12 protein-coding genes and 5 pseudogenes are annotated in these 13,578 nt (G+C 67.5%); 7 read left to right on the forward strand and 10 right to left on the reverse strand.

Annotated elements, in window-relative coordinates; translation table 11 throughout:
- Positions 1–9: 9 nt before the first annotated feature.
- From OG985_RS47695 to OG985_RS47710, 4 genes and pseudogenes are all read right to left on the reverse strand, one after another.
- Positions 10–540 (reverse strand): transposase, encoded by a 531-nt coding sequence (locus OG985_RS47695; protein WP_371674704.1) that lies wholly within the window; start codon positions 538–540, stop codon positions 10–12.
- A 55-nt stretch (positions 541–595) separates the two neighbouring features.
- On the reverse strand, positions 596–1,078 hold the full coding sequence (locus OG985_RS47700) for a transposase (RefSeq protein ID WP_371666488.1): 483 nt from the start codon (positions 1,076–1,078) through the stop codon (positions 596–598).
- 177 nt (positions 1,079–1,255) lie between these two features.
- A pseudogene (locus OG985_RS47705) lies at positions 1,256–1,650 on the reverse strand (IS6 family transposase); the annotation flags it as partial.
- Between the two features lie 171 nt (positions 1,651–1,821).
- Positions 1,822–2,244, reverse strand: coding sequence for an ATP-binding protein (locus OG985_RS47710; RefSeq protein WP_371666498.1), 423 nt, complete (start codon positions 2,242–2,244; stop codon positions 1,822–1,824).
- Between the two features lie 340 nt (positions 2,245–2,584).
- On the opposite strand from OG985_RS47710, the gene OG985_RS47715 reads away from it, so the two are divergent.
- The 3 genes from OG985_RS47715 to OG985_RS47725 all read left to right on the forward strand — a co-directional run bounded on the left by OG985_RS47715 (position 2,585) and on the right by OG985_RS47725 (position 4,591).
- Entirely contained in the window at positions 2,585–2,866 is a 282-nt protein-coding gene (locus tag OG985_RS47715) for a hypothetical protein (protein WP_371666497.1), read from the forward strand.
- 122 nt (positions 2,867–2,988) lie between these two features.
- On the forward strand, positions 2,989–3,180 hold the full coding sequence (locus tag OG985_RS47720) for a hypothetical protein (RefSeq protein WP_371666496.1): 192 nt from the start codon (positions 2,989–2,991) through the stop codon (positions 3,178–3,180).
- A gap of 67 nt (positions 3,181–3,247) precedes the next feature.
- Positions 3,248–4,591, forward strand: a complete 1,344-nt coding sequence (locus tag OG985_RS47725) for an endonuclease domain-containing protein (protein WP_371666495.1) — start codon at positions 3,248–3,250, stop codon at positions 4,589–4,591.
- A 326-nt stretch (positions 4,592–4,917) separates the two neighbouring features.
- Here the strand turns inward: OG985_RS47725 and OG985_RS47730 are convergent.
- Positions 4,918–6,111: pseudogene (locus OG985_RS47730) on the reverse strand (ISAzo13 family transposase); the annotation flags it as partial.
- 56 nt (positions 6,112–6,167) lie between these two features.
- Here OG985_RS47730 and OG985_RS47735 point away from each other — a divergent pair.
- Together OG985_RS47735 and OG985_RS47740 are read left to right on the forward strand one after the other, a co-directional pair.
- Positions 6,168–6,402: pseudogene (locus OG985_RS47735) on the forward strand (IS3 family transposase); the annotation flags it as partial.
- 326 nt (positions 6,403–6,728) lie between these two features.
- Positions 6,729–7,151: an SSI family serine proteinase inhibitor gene (locus OG985_RS47740; protein WP_371666494.1), complete on the forward strand. Its 423-nt coding sequence runs from the start codon at positions 6,729–6,731 to the stop codon at positions 7,149–7,151.
- 524 nt (positions 7,152–7,675) lie between these two features.
- Here the strand turns inward: OG985_RS47740 and OG985_RS47745 are convergent.
- Positions 7,676–8,146 carry a single-stranded DNA-binding protein gene (locus OG985_RS47745; RefSeq protein ID WP_371666493.1) on the reverse strand — a complete coding sequence of 157 codons (471 nt, stop codon included), beginning with the start codon at positions 8,144–8,146 and terminating at the stop codon, positions 7,676–7,678.
- A 79-nt stretch (positions 8,147–8,225) separates the two neighbouring features.
- Between OG985_RS47745 and OG985_RS47750 the strand changes: the two genes are divergently transcribed.
- Positions 8,226–8,438, forward strand: a complete 213-nt coding sequence (locus OG985_RS47750; protein WP_371666492.1) for a hypothetical protein — start codon at positions 8,226–8,228, stop codon at positions 8,436–8,438.
- Between the two features lie 343 nt (positions 8,439–8,781).
- On the opposite strand, the gene OG985_RS47755 is transcribed toward OG985_RS47750, so the two are convergent.
- The 3 genes and pseudogenes from OG985_RS47755 to OG985_RS47765 form a co-directional block, all read right to left on the reverse strand.
- Entirely contained in the window at positions 8,782–9,039 is a 258-nt protein-coding gene (locus tag OG985_RS47755; protein ID WP_371674209.1) for a transposase, read from the reverse strand.
- Positions 8,976–9,368: a hypothetical protein gene (locus OG985_RS47760; protein WP_371666491.1), complete on the reverse strand. Its 393-nt coding sequence runs from the start codon at positions 9,366–9,368 to the stop codon at positions 8,976–8,978. Before OG985_RS47760 ends, OG985_RS47755 begins: the two co-directional genes overlap by 64 nt.
- Positions 9,299–9,757 (reverse strand): annotated as a pseudogene (locus OG985_RS47765) (transposase); the annotation flags it as partial. The pseudogene OG985_RS47765 and the gene OG985_RS47760, both read right to left, overlap by 70 nt.
- 643 nt (positions 9,758–10,400) lie before the next feature.
- Between OG985_RS47765 and OG985_RS47770 the strand changes: the two are divergent.
- Positions 10,401–11,644 (forward strand): annotated as a pseudogene (locus OG985_RS47770) (IS110 family transposase).
- A gap of 89 nt (positions 11,645–11,733) precedes the next feature.
- Here OG985_RS47770 and OG985_RS47775 read toward each other — a convergent pair.
- Complete coding sequence (locus tag OG985_RS47775; protein WP_371666490.1) at positions 11,734–13,074, reverse strand: FAD-dependent oxidoreductase; 1,341 nt, start codon at positions 13,072–13,074, stop codon at positions 11,734–11,736.
- Positions 13,075–13,578: the final 504 nt, after the last annotated feature.

Consider the following 13,578-nt stretch of genomic DNA (forward strand, 5'->3'; position numbering starts at 1 on the left):
TCGCGTTACCTAGTGCTGCATTCCTCTTTGGATGTACGCATATCGGCGTCGTAGTTGGCGGGTGGGCGGGGCTGGCCGGCCCCAGATCCAGGGGCGGGCTCGGGCGTTGAGTTGCCGGGTGGCTACGGCTGTGGCCTGGGTGATGTCGTCGGGGTTGGCGAAGGACCGTCCGGCCAGGGCGGTCTTGCGGAAGATCCGCCACCAGCCTTCCTGCAGGTTCAGCCAGCAGGCGCCGACCGGGATGAACGCGTGGTGGATGCGGGGGTGGTCCTCCAGCCAGGTCCGGGTGGACAGGCTGTTGTGGGAGGACAGGTTGTCGGTGACGATCCAGATCTCACCGGCCGGATTGGCGTCCTCGAGGCCGGATTGGCGTCCTCGACCAGTTGAAGGAATTGCTGGTAGAAGACGCTGTTGCGGGAGGATGCGGCCATGGTGATCTGCTGGCCGTCCCGGATGCGTAAAGCCCCGTAGACCCAGGTCTTTTCTGGCCCGCGGCCGGAGTCGAGCTCGGACTTGATCCGGTGCCCGTCGGGTGACCAGCCCGGTGCGGGCGGAAAAGTGCGGGGGATCACCGGCCCCAGTTCGTCAGCGCAGATCACCGTCGCGCCGTCGGGTGGCTGGGTGTAGAGGCCGATGATCCGCGTCCTTTTCCCGCGAAGTCCGGGTCCTTTGAACGGGTCCAGGATCGGGTACGGCGCCAGCGCACCCCCTCGGCAACCAGGATCCTGCGCACCTGGGAGCGGCCGACCTCGATACCCAGCTGCCGGGCCTGGGCGGCCAGGGAGTCCAGCGTCCACTCGGCCGGCCCGGCTTCGTCGGCCGCCCACAGTTCCCCGCCCGGCTCCCACCGCAGCCGGCCCGGCGGCACCTGTTTGACCAGAGCGATGATCCGGGATCGCTCGGCCTCGGTGATCCGCCGCTTGCGGCCCTGCCCGCCCAGATCATCCAGCCCCTCCAGCCCGGAGCGGTTGAAGCGGTGCAGCCAGCAGCGGACCGTTTTCTCGCTGCAGCCCAGCTCCACCGCGATCGCCGGCACCCGCAGCCCCGACCAGCTCAGGTCGATCATCCGGGCCCGCATCACCACATCCCGCGGCGCCTTCCGCGCCCGCGACAACCGACGGACAACTGCCCGTTCGTCCTCGTCACAGCCCGGCCGTGCCCATAACACCATGCCCAGCACCCGCCCCCGAGCACCATCAACTACCCCGCCACCAAGACATATACCCAACCAAAGCGGAATCCAGCACTAGCTAGTGGGCTGGTGCGAGTTCTCGGCCCGGTTGTTCAACCCTTTGTGGGAGCGGTGCTCCATCGACGGCATTACCTCGCAGTGGGCGGCTCCGTAGGAGCGGAGCTTGTGGGTGACGACCACCCGCGGTACCGTGCCTGTCTCCTTGACGAGTCTGCGGAAGAAACGCCTGGCCGCGGCCTTGTCGCGCCGGTTCTGGACCAGGATGTCGAGCACATCGCCGTCCTGGTCGACGGCCCACCACAGCTACTTCTGTCTCCGTTTATCCTGATGAAGACCTCGTCCAGGTGCCACTTTTCGCCGGGCCGGGGGCGCCGGCGGTGCAGGCCGTTGGCGTAGGAGGCCTGGCTGAACTTCAGGCACCACCGGCGCACCGTCTCATACGAGACGATGACGCCGCGAGTTCTCCGGTCAGGCGGAGCAGGACGGTGTCTCCGTGCCACAGGGTGTGGGTCTGGAGCAGTTGGTCCGCTCGCATGGCCGCCTCCGGAGATGTTCGGGTGGGCCAGGGCTGGCTGGCTTCCTGGTGCTCCCGCGTGTGGGGCGGGGTTCTTCCAGGATGCCTGGTGGGGTCAGGCGGCGCCGAGGTCGGCCCAGTGGTCGATGAGACCGTCGGTGTCGGTGTTGGTGTCGTTGTCGTTGTTGGTGTTGGGGGTGGTGCCGGTGTGGTGGGCGAGGGTGGTGATGATGGTGGTGCCGCGGCCGTGTTCGTCTGTGGGGCGGGTGGTGGCCCAGCTGGTGGTGGGGGAGGCGGTGTGGGGGCCGCCGTCGCTGACGTGGACTTGGACGCGGCCTGGGCCGTTGGTGGTGGTGTGCAGGTGCAGGGCGACGGGGGGCAGGGCGTGGGTGACGGCGTTGGTGACCAGTTCGGAGATGACCAGCAGGGCGTCGTAGAGCTGGTCTTCGTCCAGTCCCCAGGAGGCCAGGATGGGGCGGGCGGCACGGCGGGCGGTGGCCGGTGCGAGCGGTCCGTGTTCCAGTGGCAGGCTGAACACGCGCGCACCGGCCGCGGCGGCGTGCGGCGCGGGGCTGCCGGCTGCGGGAGATCGTGGTGGTCGTCATCAAGATCACTGCCTGTCCGGAAGGGGGCCGGAATGCTTCTTCTGGTACTTCCAGCACACTCCCGTCGAGCGCAGGCTCCCTGAGCAGTCCATACCCAAAACCAAAAATCGGTGGTTTGGTATGCCGTTGTTTCCCCTGGCCGGTTGCTGGTCGCAGGGCGCGCCGTGAGCTGCGGTGACGCGCCCTGGCTGTCATCCTTGCCAGGTCAGACAACCCCGGGCCGGGCCGGAGCGGGAATACGGGGGTGAGTTCACCGCCGGAGTGGAGGCCATCATGCTGCTCAGTCACAGCCTGGACGGCGACGTGCTGCGGGTGACCCTGCACTGCAATCTCGACATCGCCACGCGGGCCGCGGCCGTCCAGGAGATCGAGGCCTTCGTCCGTGCCTGCCGGCCCCGCTGCGTGATCCTCAGCGTTCCCGCTGGGGAGCCGGCACCCGCCACGCTCAGCGCCGCCCTCCGGGCCCACCGCATGTGCCAGAAGGTGGGTATCGCGCTGGAGGTGACCGGAGTATCCACGGCGATGCAACGCCTGTTCGCTACGAACATCGCGTAGACCCCACCACTCGGGATCGGAAACGCGCGCGGTGGCTGCGGCCGCTGTTGTCCGCGCGGGCCTCCACGAGGCCCGCCCCGGCCGTGGGTGACTGGGATGGTGCGGAAGACGTTGAATCCGGTGTGACCAAGACGATGCGGCTTCCGTCCCTTCCCGGCGCCCAGCACAGTGGCAGTGCGGTTTCCCGCCCCGAGCTGGAGCCGATCTTCACTGAACTCGCCGCCCGGTGGGCCGGCGCCGGGCGGGCCGTGCCCGGCCGGGCGGACGAGGAGTGGACGACCCTCACCCGCCGCTCCCCGTGGCCGGTACGCTGACCGCACAGCACGATGCCGATGTTGATCACCAGCTTCACGTGCCGCTGCTCGCCGTTAGCCTGCTGATATGTCAGAGCGTGTCATCCCGGGCAGTGGCGGCGGCCTGATCTCCCTGAGCGCTGCGGACGCCTTGTGGGCCAGCTTAACGGCCGATAGTGCTGTCCCGACGGCTTCTGCACCGTTCACCTGCTCTCCTGCTGATGCCCGGCTGGGGTATGTCCTGCTCGGTGGTCGTGTGGTGGCGGCGGTGAAGGCAGGTGCCGAGCAGTGGAGTGTTGTGGAGATGGAGGTGCGCCGGGCGGCTGCGGCACTGTGCGCGGTGGAGGTGGACCGCCGGGACCTGGTCCGTATCGGTCCGTTCCGTGGCCTGCCGCGGCAGGAGCGTATGGAGGGGATGCTGCTGCGGTGGCGTCAGCGTGTGGCCGGGGAACTGCAGGAGCCTGGCCCTGAGGGGGCGGCACGAGGTGAAGGCGGCCAGTCGTACCACCCGGCGGGGGTCGACTGGCGCCGGATACTCGTAGAGCAGCCCGACGGGCGGACTGCGGGGTCATGGTGGCTGCCGCGCTCTGTGGTCAGGCTGCTGGACGCCGCCGGGCATGCCGAAAGGCAGTGGCTGCAAGCCGTACGGCAGCCAGGTGAGGCCGTGACTGAACCGCCCTCCTCCCACCGGCAGGCTCAAACCGCCGACGGCCCAGAGACGACGACCACGAACGGCCCGGCCACCGCACTGCGTCTGTACAACGGGGAGCTGAAGGGCCGGTTGTACTCGGTACTCAGCAGGAAGCCTGGTATCTCCGGCAAGGTGGCTGGGTGGGCCTGTGCTGTCTGCCGCACGGCACCCGCCGCGGTCCTGGATCACTGCCATGAACACGGCTATGTCCGCGCCCCGGTCTGTCACTCCTGTAACACGCAGGAACGGCCCGACCACCTGTACAGCAACGACATCCGCGTGGCTGGCCACTACACACGCCTCTTCGACACCGACGTCGCCGACTGGCTGCCTCACTGGCACCGCTGCTGCGGCTGCCGCGCCCGCACCACCCTGCCACTGGCCCACCTCGCCGCCTGGACCGCCCACATAGCCTGCCGACCGCTGCGCCCCACCCACCGCGCACCCCGCGGCTCCAGCAGGCGCAAACCCTGCGGGGTGCTGCGCGTGTCCTGGACAGGCGACCACAACGCACCCGGATCCTGCCTGCTCACGGTTGCCGTCGACTTCTGTCCTTCCGGCGAGCACCGGGTCCTGGCGCGAGTCCCCTACCGCGAAGCCGCCGAGCAGTTCCGCATCTGGCTGGCACAGGCCGCCCCGGCCGTGGCCGCCGCGGCCGGACCCGACCGCCTGGACGACCTGCCCGCCCAGTCCCGGCCGGTCATCGCCGACACCAGGGGTGAAGGCCTGGCGCTGTTCTGAACGAACGACAAGTGACCCTGCATCAACCCCAGCCCGTACCCGCCCGGCTGGGGGTGACGGGCCGCATTGGCCTGGCGTCGTACGGTCCGGTCGGGCCCCGCTCCTGCCGCAGTTCTGCATTCTGCTTGCACGGCAGCGGCTGTGCACCATCCTCGGCATCACCCAGTCCAGCTTCTCTTCCTGGCGCGGCACCGCCCCCGGGCGGTCCGCCCGCCAGGCGGCGGACCGCCCGGCTCGCGGCCCGGATGCGCCACGTCCCCCGGGACTCGGACGGGACTTAGGGCTCAGTGTGATTTAACGTCTGCGGGTTCGGGAGTGTCGGCGGGTGGGCTGATGGTGTAGTTCCACTGGCCGTGGGTTTCGTGACGGGTCAGCGGGAGGGCCTTCATGGCCTTGTCGCTGATCTTGATGCCTGTGGGGTAGACACCGGTGTCCAGGGCCGCGGACACGGTCAGGCCGGTCTCGGTCGTCGTCGCACCGATCAGGGAAACGGCGGCCTCGTGGCTGGTCAGTGGTGTCCCGCGCCAGTTCATGGTGATTGCGGAGAACAGCCGGTGCTCTATGCGATTCCACTTCGAAGTACCCGGCGGCAGGTGCAGCACGGTGATCGACAGGCCGGTCTCGGCGGCGAGGGCAGCCAGCCCGGTCTTCCAGGCCCGTAGTCGGCTGCCGTTGGATCCGCCGCTGTCCGCGGTGATCGTCAGTGTCGTGGCCTGCGGATATGCGGCCCGGCCGACGTTGTTCCACCAGGTCCGCAGGGTGTTCACGGCGAACGCGGCGGTGTCGTGATCCATGCCGACGCTGACCCAGCCGGCGTTGGCGCCGATGTCGTAGACGCCGTAGGGGATGGCTTTGCCGGCCGGTCCGGGGAAGTCGTGGACGTTGACCTTCACCGGGTCCCCAGGCGGTCGCCATTCCTTGCCGACGTTCTTGAAGTTCCCGATCAGTTCCTTTTTCTTGCAGTCCACGGACACGACGGGCTGTCCGGCAGCGAGGGCCGCCCTGACCTGATCGTTGAGGTAGCGGAACTGGGCGTCGCGGTCGGGGTGCTGCTTGCCCTCGACGGTTTTGGCGTTGCCCTGCAAGGAGTAGCCGGCCTCGTGCAGCAGTCGGGCCACGACGTTCTCGGTGCACCGGTGTCCCCGATTGACCAGCTCGGCAACCAGGTGCGACAGCGATTTCGTGGTCCAGCGCAGCGGGTTCATCGGATCACCACGAGTCTCCGGCTCGACCAGGGCATCCAGGTCCACGGCCAGTTGCGGGTCCAGGACCTCGGCCCGTCTGCGGCCGCCTCCCGGCCCCCGGGACCGCCCGACCGCCAGCGGCTGCGGATCGTCCAGTTCCCCGCGGCCCCGTCGGATCGTGTCCTGGGACACCCCGGTCGCCTCACAGACGATCCGTGCACCGCCGCCACCCAGCTCACGAGCCTCGTTGCCGAGCCACAACCGTCGCTGCCGCTCGGTCAGGTGATCCCGGATCGCCTCGTAGCGCCGGGCCAGGGACTCCATATCGATCGGCATAGCAGGAAACGTACGCGCCGCGCGACTGATTCATAACTTGTTTCGCTACGAGCCCTTACGGTGTCCCCAGGGTTACTGCCGAACTCCGACGGCGGCCAGGCCGTGAACCACAAGCGCGTCGCCCGCGTCGCCCGCGTCGTGCGGGCCGTCGGGCTCGCCGGAGTGCGTCTGCGGCGCCGGCACCGCACCACCGTCGCGGACCCGGCCGCGGTGAAGGCCCCGGACCTGATCGGCCGCGATTTCACCGCATCCACGGTGAACGCGAAGTACGTCGGCGATATTGGGGTGCTGTGAGGTCTCGGCCGTACGGTTCGGGTGTGACCGGCAACACGTGCCAGGTGTCTCTCAGCTTGCCCACTTCTGGCCAACCTGGCACTAAAAGGAAGGGCTTACTCAAGCAAAGACTAGAGCAAGTCATGTTCGAGGTAGCTGAATACATTCCTTCGTGACTTTTTCAAGTCCCCCACGACCTGCACATATCCTCTCCTGTTCTCCCACTGGCTGCCCGCGTCCATCGTGCGTCTGGAAGGAGGCGGTCCGGGTGATGGTGGTGCCTCGGGTACGACAGACTCACTCCACTTCGACCTCGGCACTCTTAAAGGAGGAGCAAACCCTTCATGCGTAAATTCACGGGCCTCGCTGCGACGGCGCTCGCTGCGGCCGGGCTTGCGGTGGTCGTTCCGTCCGCTCACGCTGAGTCTTTCGGCCTGTATGCGCCCTCGGCGCTCGTCTTGACTACCTCCCGTGGTGAGGGGGCCCACGCCGTTGTCGAGCGGGCGGTGACTCTCAGCTGTGCGCGCGCCGCGCCCTACAGGAACCCACCCCTTGCCTGCTGTGGCATGCAAAGAGCTACGGCCGGCGACGTCGGCACTCTTCTCTCCCTTGCGGACGACCGGCCCTGCGTAAAGACCTACCGGCCCGTGACGATCCCTGGAGCTCACCTTCGCCAACGCCTGCGAGAAGGACGCAGCCATCAGCGCGAACACCGTCTTCCGCCTTCTGAAACCCGGGCGCAGCCACGCCACCCGCCGCCCACATGATCCCGGAGCCGGCTTTCCAACGTGACCTGATACCGCTCGCCGCCGCTACTTGCCCAGCCTCTCGTCCTGTTTTTTCCGTGTCTTGGGTCCGCTCATCTCCCGCAGCGCCCTCCGGTGAGCACAACCCTCAAAGTTCGAACTGCTCGTCCCAGGCATGAGCAGTTCGACAGGAGGCGAGTTGTCTGCCCTGTGGAACTGGGGAGTATCACAGCAGGCATCAGCTCGCTTCATGCTGCTCGGCCCGTACTGTGGGGGTACGGGCCGAGCACCCATCACCTCCCGGTTCTACCCCCCTGCGGCCCCGCTGAAGCGGCCTTCTGCCCTCTACGCAAGCCGTCCTTGGGGCTTGACCTGGCTAACCCCCGCTCGGACGGACCGCGTCACTGGTCCCGACACAGATCCAGACCCCGAAGCGCCGAAGCCAGTAGCTACCCGGCCTTGGGGCAAGGGCCCAGGTCTCTGGACGATGCTCTGGCCCTATTGGACGATCCGTGTCAGGCGTTCTGGGACTGGTCAGCTGTTGGTCAGAACGGGTGCGGTTCCGCGGGAGCCGGGCTCGACGGCGACTGTGCTGGAGCGGAGTCGGGTCTGGCCGTTGGGGCGGGCTGGCCCTGGGCGGGCATTCCTGGGCGGTAGGTCTTGGTGATGGTCGCGGTCGCATGCGCCAGGGATGCGGCGACTTCCTCGACGTCGATCTCAAGGACGGTGCGGCGCTGGCCTTCCTTGCCATCGTAAGTGCGTTGTTTGAGGCGGCCCTGAACGATGACACGCATCCCCTTGGCCAGCGACTGCGCGGCATTTTCGCCGGCCTGTCGCCACAGCGAGCAGCGCAGGAAAAGGGTTTGCCCGTCGACGAACTCATTGCGGTCACGGTCGAAGACGCGGGGGGTGGATGCCACGGTGAACCCGGCCACCGGGATACCGGAGTTGGTGTAGCGCAGTTCCACGTCGGCGGTCAGGTTGCCCACCACCGTCACCAGCGTCTCGCCCGCCATACCGCCACCCTCTTTGCCGTCCGCTCACCGCAATACGCCCACCGTACCGGCCCTGCACCCTGGCTGGCACGATGACCGTATGACGAGCGAGGAGCACACGCTGGAGACGGCAGCCCAGGCACTGCACGATGCGCAGGAAGCCGTCCACACGGCTCGCCGGAACCTGACCGCGGCGATCGTGGCCGCATACCAGGGTGGGGAGTCGGCAGCCCGGATCGCGATGCGCACCGGTAGGCACATCATCGAGATCCGGAATCTGCTGGCCGCCGCCCAGGCATCCCGTCGCAGGTAGACCAGTTGTCGCGGCGAGGTTCCCCCGCAGCCGACCCTCACCCCGGAGTCGCTTCGCCTTGAGGTTCCGACTTGTATTGGCCGTAGCGGAGCGCGGTCGGGTTGGCCGCTCGTAGCGTTCCGTTAGGACGCTGGGTTGGATGGCTCGTGAGGTTCCTGCCGCCTCTCGGGGCTGGCCCGCTCGGGGTGTGCCGCCGGCCCGGTGTCCGGCCACGGTCTGACTCAACAGAGGATGTCCCGGCAGGTTCCGGAAGTCGGCGTGTCGGCCGTGGACGTCCTGTCGTCCCCGAGATGCGGAGTGTGGTGACAGAGGGTCAGGTGGGACTGATGAGTGCCTCTGTGTGTCAAGCGGCCGCAGCGAGAGTCGTATGGCGGTCACGTTTAAGGGTGCGGTAGACGACGTTCGACAGGCGCCGTTTGAGGGCCCTGCGGGCCTCTGCAGGCGTCTTGCCTTCGGCGATCTTCCGCAGGTAGTAGTAGTCCTGACCTCGGCCGCCGTCGCGGATCTGGCAGACCGCGATGATGTGCAGTACGGAGTTCAACGCGCGGTTGCCTCCGGTGTTGAGGCGGTGGCGGGTGTTCTTGCCGCTGGACGCGTCCAGCGGTGCCGTACCGGTGTAGCTGGCGAAGTGGTGCTCGGTGGGAAAGCGCGTGCGTCGCCGACGTGTCCGAGGAGCTTGGCGGCGAGCACGGTGCCCACGCCGGGCAGAGCGGTCAGCGCGGTGCGGGCGGCGGCCAGGGCGTCACGCATCTGGCCTTCGTTATCGCGGACCTGCCGGTCGACGCGCCGCAGGTCGGCGAGGAGATCCCAGGCGAGGTCACGGCGGCAGCAGTCGGTGGCCGTGGCTGGACGGATGCCCTTCATGAGGGCGGCGGCCTTCTCCGCGGACAGACGGATGGGGGCACCGCCGGGCAGCAGGTCTCGCAGCACGGCATGGAGGCGGTTGATGATGCGGGTGCGTTCGTCGACCAGGTCAGCACGGCATGGAGGCGGTTGATGATGCGGGTGCGTTCGTCGACCAGGTCATCGTGCCGCTCGGTCAGCAGCCGCAGGATCGTCGACTGGTCCTCCGGCTCCACCTTGCGCAGGTCGTGCCGGAAGAGGGCGACCTGAGAGACGTGCAGGGCGTCGGCTGCATCGGTCTTGCGGTCCCCGCCGGTGGCCAGGAGCCGGGCCCGGGCGGAAAGGGTGGAGGGCACGTCCACCACATGCTCGCCGGTGGAGGCCAGCTGCTGGGCGAGGCTGCGGCCGAGTCCTTTGGCACCCTCTACGGCGAAGCGGTGCTCGGGCCACCGCTCGCACCAGCCCATCAGCTGCCGGCCGGTCCCTGCGTTGACGACGAAGCGGCGCTGGGCGAGCTGGTGTCCTGCGGCGTCGACGCGACGGCGGTGTGGGACGACTTGTGGGGATCGATACCGATGGTGATCACGTGCACCTTGCCCAGGTCGAACGGGATGGGAGGGGTGCGGTGGGCACTCTGACTTGAAGTCTCAGCGTCCATTGGTCACGCCTCTGTCGAGCCACACCGCGCGGGTGCCGGCCGGCGGCGGCAAACTCATCATGAGCCAGCCCGAGTTGGGGCGGCATGAGGTCACGCGAGCCCGTGCCGGTCGGCACCCTGGACGCTACGGCTGCAGATCGCGCGTCTGGGGTCGATTCAACAAGTCAGCGGTCCAGCGCACCGTCGGTGCGCGCCGGGGGCGTGGTAAATCCTGTGGCGCGCGCTGGGGTGCTTCCGTCTGCCTCTGACGCGGGCTGATACCGCTGCGGGACGCTGGTGGGGTTCGTTCCGGCCGAAACCGAATGCTCTGTGATGCCGGTGAGCTCGCAGGTCAGCGTGGTGCTGGGGGCCGTCCACGGGAACCGTGGAGTGTTGCTGCGAGCACGTGCGTCAGAATTCCTGATTCACCTTGGTCCCCCCGGAACGGCGTACCACTCGGCCGTTGAGGGAGGGACAGGGACGTGGATGTGCTGCACGAGCGCTGCGCCGGTGTGGACATCAGCAAGAAGGATGCCAAGGCGTGTGTCCGCACCCCGAGTACCAAGCGGCGGGGGGCCTTCGCGACCGAGACCACGACGTGGGGTTCGACGACGAACGCGGTGCTCGCCCTGCGCGATCACCTGCTCGCCGCCGAGGTCACCCTGGTCGTGATCGAGGCGACGTCGGACTACTGGAAGCTCTTCTACTACCTTCTGGCCGGGGAGTTGAACGTGATCCTGGTCAACGCGCGGCAGGTCAAGAACCTGCCCGGCCGCAAGACGGACGTCTCGGATGCGGCCTGGCTGGCCCAGCTCGGTGCGCATGGCCTGGTGCGGGCCTCGTTCGTGCCGCCCCAGCCGGTGCGCGAGCTGCGAGACCTGACCCGGGCTCGCACCCAGATGACCCGCGAGCGCGGCCAGATCGTGCAGCGGCTGGAGAAGCTGCTGGAGGACACCGGGATCAAGCTGTCCGCGGTCGCCTCCGACATCATGGGGGTCTCTGGCCGGGCCATGCTCGAAGCCCTCATCGGCGGGGAACGCGGCCCGCAGGTCCTCGCGGAGCTGGCCAAACGCAAGCTCCGCAACAAGATCCCCGAGCTGACCGAGGCGCTGACCGGACGCTTCCGCAGCCACCATGCCTTCCTGGCCCGGCTGCACCTGGACCACTACGACCAGCTCACCGACGCGATCCGGCAGCTGGACGAGCGGATCGAGGGGGCGATGGCTCCCTTTCGTCCCTCGCTCGACCTCCTCGACACCATCCCCGGGATCAACCGGGCCGTCGCCGAGGTGATCATCGCGGAGACCGGCGGGGACATGAGCCGGTTCGCCTCCGCCAGGCACCTCGCGTCCTGGGCCGGCGTCTGCCCAGGCCACCACGAGTCCGCCGGCCGAACCAAGAGCACCAAAGTCCGACCCGGCATCCCTATCTCAAAGGCGCCCTCGGACTCGCCGCACTCGGCGCGGTGAGAACCAAGGACACCTACCTGCAGGCCCGTTACAAGCGGCTCACCGCCCGCCGCGGCCCGATGCGAGCCTTGGTCGCCGTCGAGCACTCGATCATCACCGCGATCTGGCACATGCTCACCGACAACGTCACCTACCACGAGCTCGGCGGCACCTACTTCGCCCAGCGCGACCCCGAACGCGCCACCCGCCGCGCGATCAGTGCGCTCAATCAGCTCGGCTACACCGTCACCCTCAACCCGCTGGAAGGCGCGGCCTGACCGACCCGCACCCAGACACCCGGCGAGCGCCACAGCCACCGGGCACCCAGCCCTGCCTACCCCCACCCTGACCTGCTGCTATTTACGCGTCAGGAGTGCATGTGGTGCAGGGCTCTCATTGCGCTGTCGATGACCTCGTCGTCGGATGCACGGGCGAGTTGGTGAGCCTGATCGCCGCCGTTGAGGCCGAGGAGTACAGGCTTGCCGAAGGCCTTGTATCCGTTGACCCACCAGGACCATAGGTTGGGGTGCTTGGGGTCGAACCATTCGATGACGTCGACGTCTTTGTCCCAGAAGGGCTTGGGGAATTCGAGCCACAGTTTGTCGAGCAGACCGGCTCCCAGTGCTTTGATGGCCTTCTGTTTGGCATCGGGCAGGGCCGGCTCGAAGGCGATGGTTGCGGCCTTGAGTACGCCGATCGGGACGGTGATCACCGCGCGGTCGGCCTGTACGGTGTTGCCGTCCCGCAGGGTCACGCTCACCCCGTGCGGGCCGTACTGAATGCTGGCGACGACCTGCCGTATGCGCACCGGGATATCGCCGCGGACGTGCGCGAGCATCCGGTCGTAGCCCCGCGGGAGTAGAAGATCGGGGCCCCTCAGATCCCTGCCCTCGAGAGTGGCCTCCACTGAGAGCTGGCTCGGCTCCGCGGCGTACTCCAACGGATAGTTGATGTTTAGCGCGGTGCGCAGCGCGGCTGAAGGACTGTGCGGCATCACGGAGGCGACGGTGACTTCGTTCGGATCATCGACATCGTCGAGTTTCTCTTCATAGTGGGCGAGTTCACGCATCGCGTGTTCATGTTGGCCAGCGGAATTCTCATAGTCGAAGGTGTAGCTCGGGTCGCCGGTTTCTCTGAGAATTTTAGTCATGACGTTGCCCGAGGAGCCGTGGATCCAGGATGCTCCCATCTCCGCAGGCGCTCCAGCGATGTGCCGCGTCCATATGCGCCCGCCGACTCGATTTCGCCCTTCGAGAACCGTCACCTGGTAGTCCTCGTCGACAAGAGCGCGAGCGCAGCCGAGTCCGGCGAATCCGGACCCGATGATCACGATGTGCTCGCCCTCTTCGGCGGCGCTGATGACTTGTGCGGCTGCGCGTCGTCCGCTTTCCAGGGCGCCATGGGCTGTGGAAGGTGCTTCGGAAGACGTCGCTTCACCGGCGAAGTACAGACGGTCATCCACCGGCGCAGCAAGCATTGTGCGGGCCCGCGCACCCAGGCTGCTGGGCGCAAGATAGGAGTAGGAGCAATGGGCGAAGGGGTCGATGGACCAGGACGTTCGTAGGTACGCCACCGGTTCCGGAACCGCCCGGTTGCCGCGTCTTGGCGTTGTGCTCGGCTTACAGGAAGCCACCGTCCCCGTGACGGCCATGGCGAGAGCCGAGCCGAGCAGCAGCCTGCGGCGCCCGATTTCGTTCGGTGACTTCATGCGAAGGAATCCTGTTCAGGTGAGCGGTAAGGGAAGGTCGCCTGCAAGACGAGAGCATGACAGTCACGGTTAGCCGGCCTGGCTCCATCCAGTTATCGCCGACAGTGGTGGGCGCTGTTCGGAGGGGTAGAACCGGCATTTTGTGTCGCGCCCTTACCCACTGGTCTGGTGATCTTCCAGTCCTTCAGATGACCAAGCACACGAGTGCTGCTTCTGCGTCTGAAGCCAGCTGGCTTGTTCGTTGTTGTTGGGGCTGCGGGGTTGTCCCGGCCCCTGCCGGGACAACCCCGCGCCTGACACTGCGGGGGTAACCTGTTGTGTCCATCCCAGATGATCATGGGGTTCCGTCTTTTGGGTGAGTGATCGCTACTTCATCTGTAGTCATGGTCTGGTCTGCGGCTGGGGGCGTTCTTGGCGGTTGGTCAGGACGGAACCGGCACGGTCAGCCGTGTGGCGATTGGATTCAGCCGTAAAGACCCTGCATGCGTACTTGGGTCAGCTTTC

The organism is Streptomyces sp. NBC_00289 (assembly GCF_041435115.1).
Classification (GTDB): Bacteria; Actinomycetota; Actinomycetes; order Streptomycetales; family Streptomycetaceae; genus Streptomyces.

What these genes read in the sequence shown, in the direction of transcription:
- OG985_RS47700 (WP_371666488.1), bottom strand. Translation starts at nt 1,078, where the DNA reads ATGCGGGCCCGGATGATCGACCTGAGCTGGTCGGGGCTGCGGGTGCCG.
- OG985_RS47715 (WP_371666497.1), top strand. Translation starts at nt 2,585, where the DNA reads ATGCTGCTCAGTCACAGCCTGGACGGCGACGTGCTGCGGGTGACCCTG.
- OG985_RS47725 (WP_371666495.1), top strand. Translation starts at nt 3,248, where the DNA reads ATGTCAGAGCGTGTCATCCCGGGCAGTGGCGGCGGCCTGATCTCCCTG.
- OG985_RS47740 (WP_371666494.1), top strand. Translation starts at nt 6,729, where the DNA reads ATGCGTAAATTCACGGGCCTCGCTGCGACGGCGCTCGCTGCGGCCGGG.
- OG985_RS47745 (WP_371666493.1), bottom strand. Translation starts at nt 8,146, where the DNA reads ATGGCGGGCGAGACGCTGGTGACGGTGGTGGGCAACCTGACCGCCGAC.
- OG985_RS47750 (WP_371666492.1), top strand. Translation starts at nt 8,226, where the DNA reads ATGACGAGCGAGGAGCACACGCTGGAGACGGCAGCCCAGGCACTGCAC.
- OG985_RS47775 (WP_371666490.1), bottom strand. Translation starts at nt 13,074, where the DNA reads ATGAAGTCACCGAACGAAATCGGGCGCCGCAGGCTGCTGCTCGGCTCG.